Origin of the sequence: Mycobacterium sp. DL592 (genome assembly GCF_011694515.1) — a bacterium.
Classification (GTDB): domain Bacteria; phylum Actinomycetota; class Actinomycetes; order Mycobacteriales; family Mycobacteriaceae; genus Mycobacterium.
The window spans coordinates 4278801-4299426 of the sequence record NZ_CP050192.1; the positions used below are offsets into that span (position 1 = coordinate 4278801).

The 20626-nt window shown below is 62.8% G+C and carries 15 protein-coding genes; 11 read left to right on the forward strand and 4 right to left on the reverse strand.

What is annotated here, in order from left to right:
- Positions 1–26 precede the first annotated feature (26 nt).
- Together HBE64_RS20570 and HBE64_RS20575 are read left to right on the forward strand one after the other, a co-directional pair.
- Positions 27–1217 (forward strand): TetR/AcrR family transcriptional regulator, encoded by a 1191-nt coding sequence (locus HBE64_RS20570; protein ID WP_208300709.1) that lies wholly within the window; start codon positions 27–29, stop codon positions 1215–1217.
- A 10-nt stretch (positions 1218–1227) separates the two neighbouring features.
- Positions 1228–1707, forward strand: a complete 480-nt coding sequence (locus tag HBE64_RS20575; RefSeq protein ID WP_208300514.1) for a hypothetical protein — start codon at positions 1228–1230, stop codon at positions 1705–1707.
- 1 nt (position 1708) lies between these two features.
- On the opposite strand, the gene HBE64_RS20580 is transcribed toward HBE64_RS20575, so the two are convergent.
- On the reverse strand, positions 1709–2353 hold the full coding sequence (locus HBE64_RS20580; RefSeq protein WP_167106420.1) for an NUDIX domain-containing protein: 645 nt from the start codon (positions 2351–2353) through the stop codon (positions 1709–1711).
- A gap of 91 nt (positions 2354–2444) precedes the next feature.
- Here HBE64_RS20580 and HBE64_RS20585 point away from each other — a divergent pair, with 91 nt between their 5' ends.
- Genes HBE64_RS20585 through HBE64_RS20595 form a run of 3 tightly spaced genes read left to right on the forward strand, consistent with a single transcriptional unit; the run spans position 2445 to position 5169 of the window.
- Positions 2445–3455, forward strand: coding sequence for a hypothetical protein (locus HBE64_RS20585; protein ID WP_167106423.1), 1011 nt, complete (start codon positions 2445–2447; stop codon positions 3453–3455).
- The gene (gene pnuC, locus HBE64_RS20590; RefSeq protein WP_243841397.1) at positions 3437–4096 is read left to right on the forward strand and encodes a nicotinamide riboside transporter PnuC; all 660 of its coding nucleotides are present in this window, start codon (positions 3437–3439) and stop codon (positions 4094–4096) included. Before HBE64_RS20585 ends, pnuC begins: the two co-directional genes overlap by 19 nt.
- On the forward strand, positions 4093–5169 hold the full coding sequence (locus HBE64_RS20595) for an AAA family ATPase (RefSeq protein ID WP_167106426.1): 1077 nt from the start codon (positions 4093–4095) through the stop codon (positions 5167–5169). Before pnuC ends, HBE64_RS20595 begins: the two co-directional genes overlap by 4 nt.
- 1 nt (position 5170) lies before the next feature.
- Here the strand turns inward: HBE64_RS20595 and HBE64_RS20600 are convergent, their stop codons facing one another.
- Entirely contained in the window at positions 5171–5551 is a 381-nt protein-coding gene (locus HBE64_RS20600) for a cupin domain-containing protein (protein WP_243841398.1), read from the reverse strand.
- Positions 5535–6671 (reverse strand): DNA cytosine methyltransferase, encoded by a 1137-nt coding sequence (locus HBE64_RS20605; RefSeq protein ID WP_167106432.1) that lies wholly within the window; start codon positions 6669–6671, stop codon positions 5535–5537. The genes HBE64_RS20600 and HBE64_RS20605 overlap by 17 nt, the downstream gene beginning before the upstream one ends.
- Before the next feature lie 36 nt (positions 6672–6707).
- On the opposite strand from HBE64_RS20605, the gene HBE64_RS20610 reads away from it, so the two are divergent.
- The 6 genes from HBE64_RS20610 to HBE64_RS20635 all read left to right on the forward strand — a co-directional run bounded on the left by HBE64_RS20610 (position 6708) and on the right by HBE64_RS20635 (position 19161).
- Entirely contained in the window at positions 6708–7178 is a 471-nt protein-coding gene (locus HBE64_RS20610) for a very short patch repair endonuclease (RefSeq protein ID WP_243841399.1), read from the forward strand.
- Positions 7179–7316: 138 nt separating this feature from the next.
- On the forward strand, positions 7317–10154 hold the full coding sequence (locus HBE64_RS20615; RefSeq protein WP_167106435.1) for a DUF1156 domain-containing protein: 2838 nt from the start codon (positions 7317–7319) through the stop codon (positions 10152–10154).
- Positions 10154–13567: a DUF499 domain-containing protein gene (locus HBE64_RS20620; RefSeq protein ID WP_167106438.1), complete on the forward strand. Its 3414-nt coding sequence runs from the start codon at positions 10154–10156 to the stop codon at positions 13565–13567. The genes HBE64_RS20615 and HBE64_RS20620 overlap by 1 nt, the downstream gene beginning before the upstream one ends.
- Positions 13567–15084 carry an ATP-binding protein gene (locus tag HBE64_RS20625; protein ID WP_167106441.1) on the forward strand — a complete coding sequence of 506 codons (1518 nt, stop codon included), beginning with the start codon at positions 13567–13569 and terminating at the stop codon, positions 15082–15084. Before HBE64_RS20620 ends, HBE64_RS20625 begins: the two co-directional genes overlap by 1 nt.
- Positions 15081–16061, forward strand: a complete 981-nt coding sequence (locus HBE64_RS20630; protein ID WP_167106444.1) for a PD-(D/E)XK motif protein — start codon at positions 15081–15083, stop codon at positions 16059–16061. Before HBE64_RS20625 ends, HBE64_RS20630 begins: the two co-directional genes overlap by 4 nt.
- Before the next feature lie 4 nt (positions 16062–16065).
- Positions 16066–19161 carry a Z1 domain-containing protein gene (locus tag HBE64_RS20635; protein ID WP_167106447.1) on the forward strand — a complete coding sequence of 1032 codons (3096 nt, stop codon included), beginning with the start codon at positions 16066–16068 and terminating at the stop codon, positions 19159–19161.
- A gap of 186 nt (positions 19162–19347) precedes the next feature.
- Here HBE64_RS20635 and HBE64_RS20640 read toward each other — a convergent pair whose 3' ends face one another.
- On the reverse strand, positions 19348–20625 hold the full coding sequence (locus tag HBE64_RS20640) for a hypothetical protein (RefSeq protein ID WP_167106450.1): 1278 nt from the start codon (positions 20623–20625) through the stop codon (positions 19348–19350).
- Position 20626 lies beyond the last annotated feature (1 nt).

Sequence of the window (20626 nt, forward strand, 5' to 3'; positions counted from 1 at the left end):
CCAGGATCGAGCAGCGGCCCGAGGAGGTGCGGCGCAGGCCCAAGGACCGCAAGGCCCAGATCGCGCGGGCCTCAGCGGATGCGTTCGGGCTGCTGGGTTATCACGCCGTCAGCATGGAGGACATCGCGTCGCGGGTCGGCATCACACCGGCTGCCCTGTATCGGCATTCGACGAGCAAGTACGACCTGTTCCGCGATGCCGTGCTCGACCTGGGTCAGACGCTGGTCGACGCGACCGACTTCGTCGAGGACGGTGAGGACGATCCGGCCGCGACGCTGGAGGCGTTGGTGAACGGCCTGGTCGATGCGACGATCGCCAACCGGACGGCCGGTGGGCTGTACCGGTGGGAGGCGCGCTACCTGCAGGGCGAGGACCGGTTGCGGCTGTTCGAGCAGGTGGGGCTGGTGAACCGGCGGCTGGATCGGCCGTTGGCGCGGCTTCGGCCGAAGCTGAGTCACCGGCAGCGCTCGGCGCTGACGGCGTCGGCGCTCAGTGTGATCGGCAGTATCACCGACCACGCGAACCCGTTGGCGGTCAACGAGATTCGGTCCTGCATGTCGATGGTGGTCGCCGATGTGCTGGCGGCCGACCTGCCGGCGTTGCGGCGCCGCTCGGATCGGCCGACGTTGCCGATGGCGGTGGGCGCCTCGGCAGGGATGTACGAGCATGTGCTGCATGAGTCGGTGCGGCTGTTCTACGAGCACGGGTATCGAAACACCAGCATGGAGGACATCGCGTCGGCGGTCGGCATCCAGGCCTCCGGTCTGTACCGGTCGTTTCCGGGTAAGGCCGACATCCTGGGTCTGGCGTATCGGCGTGCCGTCGACCAGCATTCCAGCAGTGTGGCCGAAGTTCTCTCCCGCACAGACGATCCCGAGTTGGCTCTGGTCGGGCTGATCGATGCCAGCCTGGTGCGGCTGGTGAAGTCGCCGGGGCTGGCGTATGTCTACTTCACCGAGCGGCACAACGTGCCGGAGTCCGATCGGCGGGTGCTGGACACCGTCGAGCATTCGGCGACGGAGGCGTGGGCGCGGTTGGTGACGGAGGTGCGTCCGGAGGTGAAGATCGGCTGGGCGCGGTATGCGGTGTGTGCGGCCTTCGCGCTGACGGTGGATTTCGGCAGGCTCTTCGACGGCGCGCTGGGCACGGAGTCGATCGCGGCGATCCGCCGGCTGATGGAAGTCACGCTACTGGGCAGGCCGACGCGACGGCGCTAGGTTGGAAACCATGGCAGAACACAGCGCGGCGGTGAGCCTCTCCGAGCCGCCCGGAGTGGTCATGCGGGTGATGAACCCGGTGTTGAAGTTCGTGTTGGGCACGCCGGCGGGCGGGGCGCTCAAGCAGTTCATGGTGCTGCGGTTCAGCGGGCGCAAGTCCGGGCGCCAGTATGCGGTGCCGGTGAGCGCACACCTGATAGGCGGGGATTTGTATGCGCTGGCGAACGCGACATGGAAGCTGAACTTCCGCGGCGGCGGTCCGGCGCAGGTGGCCTACGGCGGCAAGACAAAGGCGATGCGCGGTGAACTCATCGAGGACCCCGCGACGGTGGCCGAGCTGTTCCACCGGTGTGCGGTCGAATACGGGCCGAAGAAGGCCGAGCTGATGATGGGGCTGAAGTTCTCCGGTTCGCAGGTGCCGACGCTGGAGGAGTTCCGGGCGGCGGTCGTCGACAACAAGCTGGTGGGGATCCGGTTCACGGCCGGTTGAGTTAGCGCTTTCTGCGGAACAGCTCGGCGGGCCGGCCGCGGGTGCCGGTGTTCTCCTCCATCACCCCGGTGCCGACCAGACGTGGCTCCATCGTGCGGCGGAACCTGTCGCGCTGCAGCGTGGTGCCGGCGACCGCTTCGTGGACCTGCTTGAGGTCCCGCATGGTGAACCTGCTGCCGAGCAGCCGCTCCGGGTCGGGTTCAGTCTCATAGCGTTCCCGGATGTCGTTCTTGGCCAGCCGGACGATCTCCGGGTGGTCCCACGCCAGCTCGCCGGGCCGGTCCACCGACGCCAGGCGAGTCTGCGTCGAGCCCGATCCGAGCGAGTGCAGTTGCTCGGGGCGCACCACCGCCAGGTGGGCCACGGAGAGCACCCAGTCGCGGTCATCGCGGTGCGGGTCGTCGAAGACGTGCAGCTGGCGGGGCCGGATTCCTTCGACGCCGAGTTTGTCGCGCAGACAGCGCTCGACGGCGTCGGCCAGCGTCTCGCCCTGGCGCAGGAACGCACCGGGCAGCGCCCACTTCCCGTTGTCCGGGCGGGCCATCTCGACGACAAGCAGACCACGGTCGGGATCCCAAGTCAGCAGCGCGGTGTCGACGGCGACGGTCGGCCGGGGATAGTCGTGAAGCCTCTTCTCGACACCCATAGGCCGGAACCCTACATTAAGCGCGGATGTTGCGCTAATACAGAATTAGTGCGATTCTCGATCTAAATCAGCCAACTGGGAGGGAACAGACATGGCGTCCATCGACTGGTTCGAACGGCTCACCGGGTTCGCCGAGGACGGGTATCGCCGGGTCCAGGACCGGCTGCGGGTGGAGGACGAGGAGCTGGTGTCTACGGTCAACGACGCGCGCTACCGCGTCGGTGAGCTGAGCCTGCCTGCGCTGGCGGAGCTCCGCCGCCAGGTGGACCCGCACCGGGGGCAGCGCACGACGGTCAGCGCACTGGTCGGCGATGCCCGGAAGTTACATTCGGACAAGCAGTTCGAGGGTGCCCTGTTTCAGGTTGCCTCACAGTTCAACCTGCTGGAGATGCCGTCGCAGCACGTCACGCCCGAGCATGGGGTCACCGGCTACGAGCACGACCACACCCAGGGCCCGGCGTGCGCGCTGGCGGCCGGGGCGGCGACGATCTACCGCAACTACCTGGTGCCGGTCGGCGACGGGATCGGGCAGACCGCCGAGCGGCAGCTCGATGCGCTGGCGGGGCTGGGTGCGGCGTTCGCTGAGCTGACGGGTCGTGCCGTCCCCGACTTGTGGTCGATGCGCAACGGCTACGCGCTGTGCACGGCAGACGGGCTGGCCGCGATCAGCGAGCTGTTGAGCGAGGCCGGCGAGGATCTGCTCGACGAGCTGCGGGGCCGGTTGGCGATCGGTCTGCACCGCGGTGTGGAGGTCACCGATGTCAGCCACGAGCGGCGGCTGGTGTCGCAGGCGTTCTGCTCGGCGCTGCCGATCGGGTACTCGCACCTGCCGCGGGAGCAGTGGGAGCCGTTCGCGCGGCTGGTGCTCGAGGCCACCTATGAGGCGACGCTGCTGGCTGCGGCTGGGGGTGCGGCCGATACCGTGCTGCTGACCCGGGTCGGCGGTGGGGTGTTCCGCAACGAGGACGCCTGGATCGACGCGGCGATCGAGCGGGCGCTGGGTGTGGTGGAGGATGCGGGTCTGGATGTGCGGATCGTCGGGCATCGTGAGGTGTCCCCCGGGGTGCACGGGATCATTCGCCGATGGAACGGTGGTCGATGATGGACTGGCTGGCGGCGGTGGTGGCCCCGCTCAACGCGGTGGCGTTCACGCTGTGGGGTGATCCGGTGACCTGGGCCGAGCTGCTGGGGTTCCTCACCGGCGGCGCGTGCGTGGCGTTGACGGTGCGGCGCAGTGTGGCGAACTTCCCTGTGGGGATTGCCAACTCGGCGTTCTTCCTGGTGTTGTTCGCCTCGGCGCAGTTGTGGGCGGATTCGACGCTGCAGGTCCTCTACATCGTGTTGGGGTTCGTGGGGTGGTGGCAGTGGCTGTACGGGGATCGCGGCCGCACGCCGTTGAAGGTGCGTTCCGCCGGCGTTGGGCATCTGATGTGGTGTGTGGTGGCGCTCGGGGCCGCGACGGCGGCGTTGTATCCGGTCCTGGTGTCGGTGCACGATTCGGCGCCGTTCCTCGATGCGCTGACGACGAGTCAGTCGTTGGTCGCGCAGTGGCTACTCAACGGGAAGTGGATTCAGACCTGGTACTTCTGGATCGCCGCCGACGTCATCTACGTGCCGCTGTACTTCAGCCGGGGACTGAACCTGACTGCGGTGGTGTACATGGTGTTCCTGGCGTTGTGCGTGGCCGGGCTGAGGGCGTGGTCGCGGTCGTTGGTGTCTGAAAAAGTCAGGCAGCCAGCATGACTCGCTATCGGCACGGATTGATGGTGGGCAAGTTCTATCCACCGCACCTCGGACACCACGCGGCCATTCGAGATGGCGCCGCGCAGTGCGAGCAGTTCACGGTACTGGTGATGGCTGCGGCGGTGGAGACGGTGCCGTTGGCGGATCGGGTGGCGTGGTTGCAGGCGGAGCACAGCGGCGAGCCGGGGGTTCGGGTGATCGGGGTGCGCTGTGATGCGCCGGTGGATGTGACCGATGAGCGGGTGTGGGCGGCGCAGGTCGCGGTGATCGAAGCCGCGTTGCGGGGCGAGCCGGTGGATGCGGTGTTCTCCGCTGAGCAATACGGCGCGGAGTTGGCCCGGTGGTTGGGGGCTGTTAGCGTGCGGACGCGGCGGGCAGGATTGAGCGCGACCGCGGTGCGCGGCGACCTGGCGGGGCGGTGGAATGATCTGGCCCCGGCCACCCGGGCGGGGCTGGCGACGCGGGTGGTCGTGGTGGGGGCTGAATCCACAGGTACGACAACGATTGCCAGGCTGCTGGCTGAGCACTATCGGGCCCGGGGTGGCGTGTGGGCGTCGACTCAGTGTGTCGAGGAGTATGGGCGCGAGTACACGCAGCTGAAGTGGGAGCGGAGTCCTGGGGTTCCGCTCGACGAGTTGGTCTGGACGACAGAGGATTTCGACGTGATCGGCGCGGAGCAGACGTCGCGGGAGGAGATGGCCGCGCGGGAGGGTTCAACGGTGTTGATCTGTGACATCGATGCGTTTGCAACGGCGATCTGGGAGCGGCGCTATCTCGGGACCCTGGCTCGGACCGGGCAGCCGTGGACGCAGGTGCCGCCGCGGGCGGTGTATCTGGTGACCGATCACGAGGGGGTGCCGTGGGATGACGACGGGATGCGGGAGGGTGATCTGCCGGTGCGGGCGACGATGACGGGGTGGTTCATCGACGCGCTGACGGCGGCGGGACATTCGTGGGTGTTGTTGACGGGCAGCCTGACTGAGCGAGTTGGGATTGCGGTGCGGACGATCGATCCGCTGCTGGAGCTGCGGGCGCGGTTCGGGGAGCCGCTGCACGGGCCGGGGTTCGAGTGAGCTACTCCGGCGGGGGCGTGCCGATGAGGACAGCGTTGACGCGGGCGCCGTCGGGGCCGGCCTTCCAGGCGTGGTCGGTGCCGGTCATGACGACCATGTCGCCGACTTCGAGGGGGTGGACGCCGTCATCGAGGATGAGGTCGATGGTGCCGCTGAGGACGGTTTGGAGGTCGAGGGTGTCGGTATGGTGCACCGGGGTTCGAGAGTTCGGGCCGTAGTCGACGACCATCCAACGGACGTGACCCGGCGGGATGAACTGATCGATAAGTTCGGCATTGCCGAGCGGCCGCGGGGGCGGCGGGCTGGACTCGGTGGCGTACGGGATGCCCATGGCGAAGCCGGGAGCGACGGAGTTGATCTCGGCCTCAGTGTCGCTGACCACGCAGGACTTGCCGTTTCGGAACAGCATTACCTATCTGCCGCGCGATCTCCTCGCGAGTTCCGACCCACCGATAGTCATCCCGAAAACCCTGAATGAGCGCGGCCTCATAGTGGGTAATCACGCGGTCCGCATCCGGGTGTATGTAGCGACCCTTCTCCGGCTTGAAGAACTCAGTCCGGATCGTCACTGACGGCTTCTCCCACGTCAACCGGCCCATCACATCACCGGTTCCCTTGTTGTGGTTGAGCCAGCAACGAGCTTTCAGGTGGTCAGGCAATTCCGATCGGCTGCCGCCATTGGGTGAGATCGCCTTGAACCGATCGAGCGAGAGCTGCGTGTAGAAACGTCCGAAATGGAGGTCCTTGGTGAAGAAAGCCCCTGGAATCTCCTCTTTGCGGAACTCGACGGTGCCATCCGGGATACCGATCCGGTCGACGGCATAAGGCACGCCGAGGAGCGCCTCGGCAAGACGGCGGTGTCTACCTACATGCGTTGCCTCGGGCAGGCCGAGCACCGGGAGGTCTCTGTGGTGGCCAACGACAATCACTCGCTTTCGCGCCTGGAATGCACCGTAATCCGCGGCATTGAGAACATCGAAATCGATCTTGTAGTCCTTTAGAATCCCGTCCTTGAGCTCGTCCCGGAACACACACCACTGGTCGGACTTCAGAAAGGCAGGCACATTCTCCAACACGAAATACCTTGGCATGGCCTTCTGAACAGTCTGCGCATACAGGCGCCAGAGTTCGTTGCGGTGCGCTCCGACGCCAGCGCGGTTGAGCGTCGAGAACCCTTGACAGGGTGGCCCTCCGACGACCACGTCAACCTGCGGGACGTCGTCTTCCGCAAGCCAGTCTTCGATCGCGCCCGCGTACACGGGCCCGCCTTCGACCCGCCCATCACGGAGACGCCCGCCGTGATTGAGTGTGTAAGTGGCGGCGGCGGGAGACTCCCACTCCACTGCCCGAACGGCCTTGAATCTCTTGCCGGGAGCAGCGTTCAACCCTTCGGACAGTCCACCGGCTCCAGCGAACAGATCCAACGTCGTGATCTTCGCGTTCCGGTCATGCGACTTTGCCAGCGTCGGCAGGGAGTCGGACAATGTCGAGGGAGTCGGCATGGTACGTCAGGTTAGCCGGCCTGGGGAGGAGACGCCATGAAGATCTCGAGCCTCTCCCCGGCATCCGTTAGCGTCGATACCTCCCGACGCATGTCCCGCCAACGAACTCGCGATACTGGGCCTGAAATGCTCCTCCGTCGCGAGCTTCATCGACGCGGTCTGCGGTACCGCGTCGATGCCTCGCTTCCCGGCATGCCCCGTCGACGTGCGGACATCCTGTTCACCCGCGCCAAGGTCGCGGTGTTCGTCGACGGGTGCTTCTGGCACGGCTGTCGCGAGCACAAGACCGCACCCACCACCAACGCACCCTGGTGGGCTGCCAAACTCACCCGGAACGTCGAACGGGACCGTGAGACGGATGGCCATCTGATCTCCATGGGGTGGACCGTGCGCCGGGTCTGGGAGCATGAGGACATTACACACGCAGCCGCCGACATAGAACAGATCGTCCGCGGCGGGAGGCTTTGCGCCGCCGGTTTCGAAGCCGCCGCATCAGGGGAGGACTGAAGACCGTCAACTCCACGGCATCGAGGGCTGCTCCTAAAGATGGCTGTGTAGAACACCCGTGGAATGCCTGACCTCCGAGTATCTGTCGGGTCCGGCCGTTAGCATCGGAGCAGCCGAAGCCACCTGGAGTTTTCACGCATGACGACGCCCCCTAGCACTCCGATCCGCAAGAAGCTGATCGAGGTGTCGATCCCGCTGGAGGACATCAACGCTGAATCCGTGCGAGAGAAGTCCATCCGCTACGGCCACCCATCGACGCTGCATCTCTGGTGGGCGCGCCGGCCTCTGGCCGCGGCTCGTGCCGTCCTGTTCGCGCAACTCGTCGACGACCCCTCCTCAGACCCAGACCTGACAGAGGAGCAGCAGAAGGTCGAGCGCGAGCGCCTGCACGGGATCATCCGGCGCCTGGTCAAGTGGGAGAACGTCAACAACGAGACCGTGCTGCGCGAGGCGCACGAGGAGATCCTCAAGTCCACCGGAGGGAACCCACCTGCGATTCTCGATCCGTTCGCCGGCGGCGGCACGATCCCACTCGAGGCCCAGCGGCTCGGCCTCGAGGCCTACGCGTCGGACCTCAACCCCGTAGCCGTGCTCATCAACATGGCTCTTATAGAGATCCCACCCAAGTTCGCCGGCCGCCCGCCGGTCTTTCCCGGGGCTGCCGCCACCAAGCTCGGAGACTGGCCGCGCGCCACTGGCCTTGCCGAGGATGTACGCCAATATGGCGCGTGGATGCGCCAGCAGGCCAAGGACCGCATCGGAAACTTCTACCCCGACGCCATCGTCGTTGACGAGAAGACCAAGAAAGAAACCAAAGCGACGACGATCGCCTGGATCTGGGCCCGTACGGTCACGTGCTCAAATCCGGCCTGCGGCATCGAGATGCCGCTCGTGCGATCCTGGTGGCTCGGCAAGAAGAAAGGTAAGGAGTCGTACGTCGTACCTACTGTGATTGACGACGTGGAAGCGCCCAGCGGCCGGCGCACAGAGTTCCTTATTGGTCACGATCCAACTAAAGCCCCAAACGCAGCCAACGATGGGACATCGACTGGCGGAAACGGGCGCTGCATCGGCTGCGGGAGTGTTTCACCCGCCGCGTATATCCGATCTGAGGGCAAGAGCGGCCGGGTCGGTGCTCAGCTGATGGCGGTCGTCGCGCAGGGACCCAGAGGCCGCGTGTACCTCGCACCGAACCACGAACACGAGAAGGCCGCGATAGTTGCCCCTCCAGCTTCGGTACCCTCCGGGTCGTTGCCCAAGTCTGCGCTTGGATTTCGCGTTCAGGGATACGGGTATACCGAATGGTCTCAGCTTTTCACCAACCGCCAACTCTCCACGCTCACCACCCTCAGCGACTTGGTCACCACCACGCGCGAACGCATCCGAGCCGACGCACTTTTAAGCCAGAATCAACTCGGCCTTCCCCTTGCACAAGGCGGCACCGGAGCAGAAGCCTACGCGGATGCCGTCGCAACCTATCTCGGGCTCGGGATCTCCCGATTTGTCGATCGCCACTCGCGCATGACCACTTGGGACAGTGGACCGAAGAAAGAGTATGAACGCAGCGCGTTTGCGGGTCCCAAACTTCAGATGGCCTCAGACTTTGTTGAGTCCAACCCTTTTGGCGATGCGGGTGCCGACATATCGGCAAGCCTCGCGTGGGTCGAACGAGCTCTGGCTGGCCTGCCCATCGGCACTAGCGGGAACGTCTCACAGACAGACGCGGCCGCGCGCTCATACGCAGACGTCGTAGTCTCCACAGATCCGCCCTACTACAGCAATGTGGGATACGCCGCTCTAAGCGACTTGTTTTACGTTTGGCTTCGGCGCTCGCTGCGCCCAGTTCATCCCGCACTCTTCTCGACGATGCTCGTGCCGAAAGCCGAAGAGCTGGTCGCCGAGCCCGCCCGACATGGCGGCGTGGACGGGGCCGAGCGGTTTTTCGAGGATGGGTTTCGGCGCGTCTTCGAGAGCGCGCGTAAGTCGGCGTCGGCCAACTACCCGATTACAGTCTATTACGCGTTCAAGCAACAAGAACTCAGCAAGGAGGGAACCACCTCGACCGGCTGGGCAACGGTCCTCGATGGGATGATCCAGTCTGGCTGGGCAATCACGGCAACCTGGCCGATTCGATCCGAAATGCCGAATCGGCTTAGGAGCATCGGCTCGAATGCTCTCGCGTCGTCCATTGTCCTCGTACTGCGCCCGCGTCACGAGACGGCTGGCCCAACCTCCCGCAGGGGCTTCGTCGCCGCATTGAAACGTGCACTGCCAGCCGCGCTGGAGAGGATGCGCGAAGGCGCAATCGCACCGGTAGACCTCGCCCAGGCGACGCTCGGTCCTGGTATGGCCGTATTCTCCAGCTATCCCAGAGTGATCGAGAACGACGGCTCAGATATGTCCGTGAAGGCAGCGCTAGCTCTAATCAATCAGGCCCTGGACGAGGTGCTCGCCGAGCAAGAGGGCAACCTCGACGCGGACACGCGCTTCTGCCTGAAGTGGTACGAGCAGTACGGCTGGGGCAAAGGCCCTTACGGTGACGCCGAACTCCTCGCACTGCGTTACGACACGTCGGTGCGGGGTGTTGCCGATTCCGGAGTGCTGACCCAGGGCGAAGGGATCGTCCAGCTCGTCAGGCCCGCCGACCTTCCTCCGACCTGGGACCCAGTCACTGATGATCGTATCTCTGTATGGGAGGTGATGTGCCACATAGGCCGGGCACTCTCCGCCGAGGACGGTGGTGTGGGGCCAGCGGCGAGGCTCATGGCAGCCTCATCGACGCGGTCGGAGATCGACATCGAGGCCGTACAACGCCTCGCGTACCGCCTATACGAGATGACCAAGACGTCCCGCACGGACGATGCGCGTCTGTTCAATCTGGTCGGCGGATCATGGACGGAGCTGACTGAAGCAGCTGGCCGTGTGCGCGGGCCTGACGCGGCGCAGGCGGAGATTGACTTCGAGGAGGAAGGCTGATGGCGAAAAGCAACATCGACGTGGTCCGCACGGCGCTTCAGTCCCTTTCCGACGTTCTCGATCCGTATATCGAACAGATCGCCGCCAAGCATGTGCCAGCGGGCAAGGACTGGACGGTGCTCCTCGCAGCCAAGGACGCCGAGAAAGGCATCCGCGGCAAGGATTATTCCCGCACCGACCCGCAGAACCAGTTCCGGATCGTCACCGAGCCGATGTCCTCACTCGGGTACATCTTCAACGATCACCTGTCTCGGGGAGAACAAGGTTTCGTCAGTGAGCTGCGCACTGTTCGCAACGACGTCGCCCACTTCAAGCCGTTTTCCCCCGACGACGCGGTCCGCGCGCTGGACACGATCGAGCGAGTCATGCGCGCGATCGGCGCGGTACGGGAAGCCGATGCGATTCGCACATCGCGCCAGGACATCCTGCGCGGCAACTTCGAGCAACAGACACGCAAGGCCGTGCGCGAGGCGGTCTCCCTTCCCGGCACGCCGGATGCGGAGCTGCCGTCGTGGCGCGACGTGCTCAAGCCGCACCCCGACGTGGCTTCGGGTCAATACAACAATGCCGAGTTCGCCGCCGACCTCTATTCCGTTGCCGTCCAACAGAACGCAGCCAAGGAATACCAGGAACCCGTCGAGTTCTTCCGCCGAACCTATCTGACCGACGGCCTCAAGGACCTGCTGCGCCGGGCGGTGGACCGCATCTCAGGATCGGAGTCGGCCAATCCGGTAATCAACCTGCAGACGACATTCGGCGGCGGCAAGACACATTCAATGCTGGCCGTGTGGCACCTGTTCTCTGGCCGGGAACTGCACGCGTTCCCGCAAAGCGTGCAGGACCTATTGACCGGCCAGGACGCGAGCGTCTTGGGTAAGCCCGTGCATAAGGCCGCACTCGTGGGTAATGAAATCCCTCCAGCTACCCCGTCGCGCAAGCCGGACGGCACAGTGGTACACACCCTGTGGGGTGAGCTCGCGTGGCAGCTAGGCGGCGCGGAAGGCTATAGAATCGTCGCCGACGCCGACCGGACGGGCACGAACCCCGGGAGCTTACTGCGGGAACTCTTTAACAAGTTCGGGCCAGCGGTCGTCCTGATCGATGAATGGGTCGCTTATGCCCGCCAACTACCGGACAGCTACGACAAAAACGATCCACACGCCCAGCGCGTGGGTGCGGGTCTATTCGAGACACAATTCACCTTCGCTCAAGCGTTAACCCTCGCGGCGGAGAACGTACCCGGCACGTTGCTGCTGGTGTCGGTACCCGCTAGCGAAGGGCGAAGAGTCACGCCAGGCGATGGTGGCATGGAAAATGCGGAGGCCACCGCGAACGATCTCGAAGTCGGCGGGCAACGCGGCCACGACGCTCTACACCGGCTGGACTACGTCATCCGCCGAGTGGCGTACCAATGGAGCCCGGCAACACGGGACGAGTCCTATGAAATCGTGCGACGCCGGCTGTTTGTCGAGCCCGACGCAAAGGCTATCGCAACAATTGCAACTGCAGCGCGGCGGTTTACCGACTACTACCGCCACCACCCCAAGGAGTTCCCGACCGGGGTCGGAGAATCCGAGTACGAGTCGCGCATCAAAGCCGCGTATCCGGTCCACCCCGAACTTCTCGACTGCCTCTACTCGGACTGGTCGACTTTGGAGAGGTTCCAGCGCACTCGAGGCGTGTTGCGCCTCATGAGTCACGTGATCCACCAGTTATATGCGCGCGAGGATCCTTCACCGCTCATCATGCCTGGATCTGTCCCCCTGGATGCGCAGCCGGTGCGGTCAGAGATTACGCAGTACGTGGACAACGCATGGGACGCGATCATTCAATCCGAGATCGACGGCGACAATGCCGTCGCCCGAATCGTCGATGCCGAAAGACCCGTGTTGAAGGACCGCTCACTCGCTCTACGCACAGCGAGAGCAATATTCATGGAAGCTACGCCAACCCTGGACGCCGCACTTAAGGGAAAGGTCCGCAAGAGCATCACGCTCGGCGTCGCGATGCCCGGCGACGTGCTCGGCAACATCGGCTCCGCGCTCGAGGGACTACAGGAGAAGTCGTCCCATTACTACTCCGACGACGGCCGGTACTGGTACGACACCCAACCGTCGCTCAATCGCCTCGCTGCCGAACGAGCCACGCAACTGTCAGTGGACGCTGTCTACGGCGAGGTGGCGGCCCGGCTTAAGAGGGTTTTCAAGGGCTCCACAGACGTCATCGCCGACGTAGTACACCCCGAGTCATCGTCAGATGTTGATGAAGCCGACCACCTTCGCTTGGTCGTCGTTCCGCCGCGGTACACCCACAACGGCAAGGACAAGGAATCCAGCGCCTCCAAGTGGGTACAGGACCTGCTGCGGCAGCGCGGCAACGCTCCACGTTCGAATGTCAACACCATCGTAGCTGTTGCGGCGGATGAAAAGCATTGGGGCACTTTGGAGTCGGCTGTGCGGTCGTACTTGGCATGGCACTCGATCTTCAACGAGATCGCGCGACTGGATTTGACGCAGTCAGCCGCGGCGCAGGCACAGTCGTCACTCGAGACCGCCAACCGAACGGTGGACGATCGCCTAGCGCATACGTGGATCTGGGGACTACATGCGGTGCAAGATGATCCGCAGGCGCCCTACGCCGTTGGGCAGGTTCGTGCAGACGGCCCAGAGAAGAACCTCACCAAGCGCATTGGCGCCAAACTCGCTTCGGTCGACGCCGCCCACTCGTACGTTGCCAACCGCGTCGTCCGTCTGGACATCGAAGAGTTCCTGCGGGCGCGGTGGACCCGCGGATTCATCGGCTTCACCGAACTGTGGAACTACTTTTGCCGCTATCCCTATCTACACAGACTGCGCGACAGGTCGGTACTCGTCAGAGCACTGGAGGAATCTCTACTTGACGCCGCATTTGTCGAGACCGGCTTCGCGCTGGCGACCGGATTCGACTCGACGACAGGCGACTTTGACGGACTGGCGGTCCCGCTGGAGGATACGGATTTCGCTCCGTTCGACGACATGACACTGGTCGTTCGCCCGGATCTTGCGGTCGAGCAGCGGAAGCGCGAGCAGGAGAAGGCGAACGCACCAAGGCCAGATCCGTCGCCAACACCTACTACGGATCACAAGGCCACCACATACCCATCCCCCTCCCAGACGCCCCCGTCGCGAACAGTGGTCAACGCAACGTTCTCGCTCCGGCACCTCATCGATCCGACAGCCGACATGCCAGGCGAACTTCAGACGATCGCTCGGGAAATCCTGGAGGTCCTCCGTAACGCGGGCCCTGACGTCCTCGACATCACCTTGACCGTGGACGCTCAGAAGGCCGATGGTTTTGACGCGAATACCGTCCGTGCGATCACACAAAACGCCGGTGACCTAGGCATGACAGATAGCGGCTTCAAGGATCTGTAGTGGAGTTGACTTCGGCACCTCAGCCGGTCGGATCGAAGGTCGTCCCCCCCGACCCGTCTATCACCTCGGCCATCGGTCGCCATCACACCCTGGCGACGGCCGTGGCCGATCTCGTGGACAACAGCATCGACTTCGGTGCGACACACGTCCTGGTCAGATTTCTGATGCAGGGACCACGACCAGTAGGTCTACAGGTGATCGACAACGCGGCCGGTATGGATTCAACGGCGATCGACGACGCGATGACCTACGCCAAGAAGCGCGAATACAAGGGCCGCGATCTCGGCCACTTCGGGATCGGACTCAAGGCCGCCTCACTCAGTCAAGCAAAGACTTTGATCGTGTGGTCGAAGCGTTACGGATCACCGGCGGTGGGCCGACGTTTACGCAAGGACACGATCGACACGGGACCCGTGGTCGAGGAGTTCTCCACAGCCGACGCCGCCGAACGGCTTGCCAATCCTGGTGTCAACTTCGCTATGGACACCGGGACCATCGTCGAATGGCATGAAATACAAACGTTTCTCACCTCGTCAAGCGAAGAAGAACAGCGGGCATGGATGAACCGCACCATGCAGGAGCTGATCAACCATCTCGGTTTAGTGCTGCATCGAATCCTCGAGCGCGGCGACCTGACCGTGCTAGTCGACACCTTTGACGTGGGGCTGGGCATTCCCGGACCTCCACGTGCGGTTAAAGCCATTGATCCCTTCTCTTATCGCGTTGCTGCCCACTCGGGTTATCCGAAGGAGCTGCGCGTGGATCTTGGCGATGCGATTGGAACCGCACAGCTGCATATATGGCCGTACCGCGACAAGGGGCCGGGCTTCGTGCAGGGCGGTCGCCCCGAAACAGAGTCTCAAGGGCTCTACATTTATCGCAACGACCGTCTCCTCCAGGCCGGCGGTTGGAACGGGCTGGCAACATCGAGGGTCGACTTGGCCTTCGCGCGCGTAGCGTTCGATCTGACGCCCGAGCTGGAACCGCACGTCACAATCAACCCCGAGAAGGTCGGGACGACATTCGATGATGAATTGCGGGGTGCGTTGGCGCGCGCACGGGCTGCGGACGACACCACCCTAGCGTCATTTCAGGAGGACGCGAAGCACGCGGCGAAGCTCGCGAAGCAGCGTTCGGCTTCCCCCATCGAAGCCCCGCTGCCCGGCGACGGACTTCCTGCCTTGGTCAAAGAGGCGTTCGCAACACACACCGAGCCCAACGACGTGTTCCCGATCGATATCCGATGGAGCCTGCTACCCGAGGAGCAGGTCTACGACATCGACATCGACAAGCACCAACTCATCCTGAATGCAAGGTACCGTTCGGCTGTCGTCGGCCACCGCAGCCTCGATATCGATGACGCGCCCGTCATCAAAAGTCTGCTGCTTCTTCTACTCGAAGACCACTTCGTCGGGACAGGCGGCGGGGCGAAGAAGAAGCGTGAGGAAGCAGCATGGCAAGCGATCCTCCTGGCCGCCATCAGAGCGCAACCCGCCCGAGAGGTGAGACCACTATGAGTGAGCCGGTGTCGGAGCTGAACCCGGACACGCTGGAGAAGTACTTCCGCAGTGGGGTGGTGACTACGCATCTCGTGAGCAACTCTCCGGAAGCAATCGTCAGGATCGACGGTTCCGGACAGAAGATTTCACTACTGACGCCTCACACCGGGATGCTCCAGAACACCGCCGAGCTTAAGCACGTCAGCACGGGCCTCGAGACTTGGAACGGCGGCGAGTGGGCTCGCGTCACAGTCGACGCACGCAATATGTACAGCGAGGCCTACGGACTGGTGCTCTCCATCGTTCAGGCAATGCGCGGCGGCGCGACCTTTGCTGCCGCCACATCTGCCGCGATGACGAACATGAAAGCTCTGCTCGCCGCCAAACCGCGGATATCGGAGGAAAAGCAGATTGGGTTGATTGGCGAGCTTCTGCTATTCCGCTCTCTGCTAGACGGTTTCGATGAATATTCGGTCATCGACTGGTGGTTGGGCCCGCTCGCCGAGGAACGCGACTATGCGTTCCCCACGTTCGACGCGGAGGTCAAGACCACCATCGGCGAGCTACGGGCGCATGTCATAAACGGGGCAAGCCAGCTGGAGCCGAGCCCTGGGCGGCCGCTGTGGCTCGTGTCTATCCAAGTCACTCGGGCCGGCGGCGATCCAAACGGGTTCACTCTCCCCGCACTGATCCAGGAGATCCGCGAACGGCTCACTACAACGCGAGACCGCTTCGTGGCATACCTAGCGTCGGAGAACTGGGAAGATGACGACGCAGCAATGTATCCCACCGCCTATATCCTGCGCAGCACACCGGCGGCATACGCGGTTGATGACGATTTCCCGGCGGTAACTGGCAAGCGCCTGCATTCGGTTGTTCCGCACAGCGATCTCGTCAGTGCAGTGACTTACCGTGTCAACGTCTCCTCACGCACGCCAGGAGACCCCGGCGAACCGCTAAGCGGATTCATAAGTCCACCACTTGCACAGGAGTAATGACGTGACCGACGCGTATACCGACGCAATCGTTAGCATCGTGCGCGGGATGAGCAAGAGCGAACCCAAGCCGATGCTTAAGCGCGTGCGTTTCGAGCTGGAAGAAGCTGGCATTGATACTGATTTCGCGGAGACCGGCCTGGTCGACGCGATCACGTCCACCGACGTGAATGCTCCCGCGCGCTACGAGTTCCATATCCAGCTCTCCAAATGGGACGCGCTGCCCGACCCGACGTGGGCAACAGACACGGCACCTTATTCCCAGCAACGACGCGACGCTATCCTCACGGCTCTCGGCTTCTCCGAAGATGGTCAAGCGCTTATCAACCACGCCTTTCAAGTGAACCTGTCTGGTGCGGTCGTGATCTCGGGCAAGCCAGCCGACTGGGATCCTTGGTACGACTCTGAAGCGGGACGTTCTTTCTACTGGGATGGGTATCGAGGCGTTCTGGAGTCCAAAGGCTGGGACCCAGACGCGATCGCCGAAATGAGTCGGATAACGGACGAGGTGGTGAAGCGCCTGGCAAATCCGGCACGGGAAGATCCCTACCAGGCGAAGGGCCTTGTCGTCGGCCATGTGCAGTCCGGCAAGACCGCCAACTTCACCGGGGTAATCGCCAAGGCGATCGACGCCGGTTACAAGCTCGTCATTGTCCTAACCGGAACTATCGAGCTCCTGCGTGGCCAGACTCAACGCCGCATCGACATGGAACTCATCGGGGAGGAAAACATCCTTGGTGGGGTGCCTCGCGACAACGACGAGCTCACCGCCTCGGTCGATTACATCGGTGACGGCGACATCGACTGGTACGAAGGGAAGTTCGTTTCTTACGGCAAGGACCCCAAGGAACTAGGGCTCCCCGGAATCCGTCGACTGACCGGAGCTCGTGACGACTACAAACTGCTGAAGGCCGGGCTCGGCTATCTCGATTTCCGCCAAACCGACCATCTCGCCGATCCCGCGCGCCCGCTTTACGACCCGCAGAACCTCTACCGTCCGGACATCCGGGTGGCCGTCGTGAAGAAGAACTCGACAGTATTGAAGAAGCTTGTCCATGATCTGCAGTCCACAAAGACCGATCTCGGTGAGATCCCCACACTCATCATCGATGATGAGGCAGACCAAGCCTCGATCAATACGACGCGACCGAAGAAGGACAAGGAGAAGAAGTCCGAGGAAGAGAAAGAACGTACGGCGATCAATCGCCTGATCGCGCAACTTCTGACGGAGCTGGAGCGAGCCCAATACGTGGGCTACACAGCGACGCCCTTCGCGAACGTCTTCGTCGACCCCGAGGATTCCGAGGACATCTTCCCGAAGGACTTCATCGTCAGCCTCGAACCTCCCCCCGGGTACATGGGAGGCAAAGCCTTTCACGATCTCGACACCGACACGTCGGGCGACGACGGCGAATCAGATGAAGAACGCACTGTTGCGAACTCAAACGAGAAGGCATTCATCCGTTCACTTCTCGCCGGAGCCGATGACTTGGACGCCCGAGACAAAGAAATGCTCGGAGCCTTGGACGCTTACGTTCTCGCCGGAGCAATCAAACTTCACCGGGCCTCTGCGCTTGGAAAGCCGAAGCTCTTTCGTCACCACACGATGCTCGTCCACGAATCGGTTAGCACCGACGAGCACACGTTGCTGGCCAACGATATCCGTCGCCTCTGGGGATCGGCCGGCTATGACCTGCCGATGGGCCTCAAGCGGCTCCAGGATCTCTGGCTGACTGACTTCCAGCGAGTAACGGCGGCCCGCGCACCGGAGGCACCGGCAATCGGAAGCTTCGCCGAGCTGATCCCATTTGTCGGGCGAGCAGTCGACCGAATCCAGGCGGGCGTGAATCCCGTCGTCATCGTCAACGGTAAGGCGGAAAAGGACTACCTCCAGGCTGACATCAACTTTCAGGCCGGGGATGTCTGGAAGATCCTCGTCGGCGGCACCAAGCTCTCCCGTGGCTTCACCGTCGAGGGGTTGACGGTCTCGTACTACACACGAAGGACGACCGCCGCGGACACGCTCATGCAGATGGGACGTTGGTTCGGCTACCGACCCGGCTATCGCGACCTCGTGCGCCTATACATCGGCCGAAATGTGCCCGGTCCCCGAAAGACGGTCATCGACCTCTACAAGGCTTTTGAGGCGATAGTGCGCGACGAGGAGGACTTTCGCGAGGAGCTCCGCAAGTTTCAGGGATTTGATGACGACGGGCGGCCCCGGGTGCGCCCGATGGATGTACCCCCATTGGTCTACCAAAGCCTGCCCTACCTCAAGCCGACGAGCAGCAACAAGATGTACAACGCCGAGCTCACCGAACAGGGCGAAGGCGGGAAGGTTGTCGACTTCAATCAGCAAGGGGTTCACGACGACAACGTGAACCGGATGCACTTCGACGCAGTTCAACCGCTGCTTGATGCCGCCGATACTCAGGGCGAGTTCTTCTACATCAACGAAGTCGGAACGCCACGGCCGTGGAACGCTCGGTACGGCGTCGTCGATGCCGAAGTACTTATTGAGATCGTCAGCAAGTTCAGGTGGGCCAACAACTTCAAGTTCGATCCTTACGTGGCGTTCATGCGAAAGGCAATCGCTGAGGGCACTCTCAAGGACTGGGCCATTATTGTGCCAGAGATCGATTCACTCCCGACTAGGACTGTCGGAGGCCGGGACCTGAGGATAATTCGTCGCTACCGCCGCCCTGACAGGCCATGGCAGTTCTCGGGTTCGTCGACTCGCCAACGCGATGCATTGCTGGCGATCTCCGGCGGGATTGACGCTGAAACGGTCGATATCGATCATGAGATCGAATCGGCGTTGCAACGGCCCGAGTACAAGCACGTCAACGAACTCAAGGTTGCGACCCGCGGCGCGTTGCTGTTGACGTTTGCGGGTGACAGCACCTCGGCGCGGTACCACGATGCAAAGGGTGTGACCGACCCGAAGATGTTGCCCAATCCAACAGACCCGAAGAACATTGCGACGCTGTTCTCCTATGCGCTGCCATTGCTGTCGGCGCCGGCTGGGAGGATCGCCTTCACAGTGCGGCGGAAGGACCGTCCAGACGACGCGATCGTCGAAGCAGAACCGGGCGACTGACTGTGGGACGCGGGGTCCCGCCCTACGCTGGGACACGGCGCTCCGCCGATCCCATGCAGGAAAACGACTTTCACCACAACTACATCCTGACCGATCTGCAATATGGATCGGTCGCGGGACCTTCGAATGCGCTAATGGAGCACCAACGGACATCGGCGGATGGTGCCCGCATGACCTGGGACACGATCAACCGTGGCCCATCTCCTTGTGGTCTCCTATTGATTCCGCGTACCAAGTCGATCCGGAGCGGTCATAGCGGAGATGCGCCCGGAAGTTACCACCGACGTTCACCGAGTAGCACTCGCGCCCATCCTTCTTCCACGGCTGGAAGCCCAGACCATTCAAAGCGGTAGACAGTGCAAGCTTGTCCACAGTGTTCTGCCAACGCTTTTGGATGCTCCTGTCAAGTCTCTTAAGGGTTTTCGAGAAATCCTCCGTCTGCTTGATATCAGTGATCACCTGAAAGAAGGAGATACCTATGCCAAGCGCGCCCCGGAGGTTGTGCTCGTCGAGAATGATGATTGGACACCTAGTCCAGTCGATATGGATGAGGTCCGGGTAGAACATCAGGGTATCCAGCGCGTGGTCGGGCGGAACCCACAGTGGCTTCGACTCGTGCTGATATTGCACTGATAGCTCACAAGAAGCGTCGAAGAATGAGTCCATGCGGCCATACGGACCGCGGGTCCTCACGTACTGTTCGGCGTCTCGGTATCCTTCCGGCTGCCGTTTGCAGAATCGTTTCAATGCCTGATAGGCGCCAACCGAATTCGCCAGGGGCCGCGACCGGTGTTTGAAGCCCCGCAACATGTACGCGTTGGCAAGGCCCTCTTCCAGTGTCACGTAGCCGTGAGGTTCCCTGTACCGCTCCTTGGCGTTCCAATAGACGGGCGCGCCCGTCGTCAACTCCCAATTGGCGATCATGCAATCGACGTTGAAGTGGAACAGCTCGTGGCGCAAGATCGCGTGGTACGCCAGATGTAGCTTGCGTTCCAGTGACACATTCACATCCGCGCAAGCATGCAAAGCGAATGCCAGAATTCCCTCGAACGGGATGTGTACCCCATACTGAAATCGCTTCTGGTGAAATGTGGTGTACCACCCGTAGACGTCACTTCCGCTTAGCTGCGCGAGCTGTTCGATTTTCGTCAGCTGGTCATCACCAAGTACATGGTGGATCTCGGATTCGGTGACTTGTGGAGGAATCTCGAACACCACAACCGGTTCGTCGACCACGGTGTCGCTAGAGTCTGTATCGGCATCCAACCCCGCGTCGGGATCCGCGTCCATCGCGTAGCCGGCATTGCCTTGGCGCTCGGGGTCCGATATCCACACGGCCATGGCCGGGTCGGCGCCTGTGCCTCTCTTATCCGTTGATGGGTCGTCGTATCGAGTTGCGCCTGCTACCTCGTCCAGCGCCTTCCGGATGTGACTAATCGACGGCACGTGCGGGCCACGGGGCATT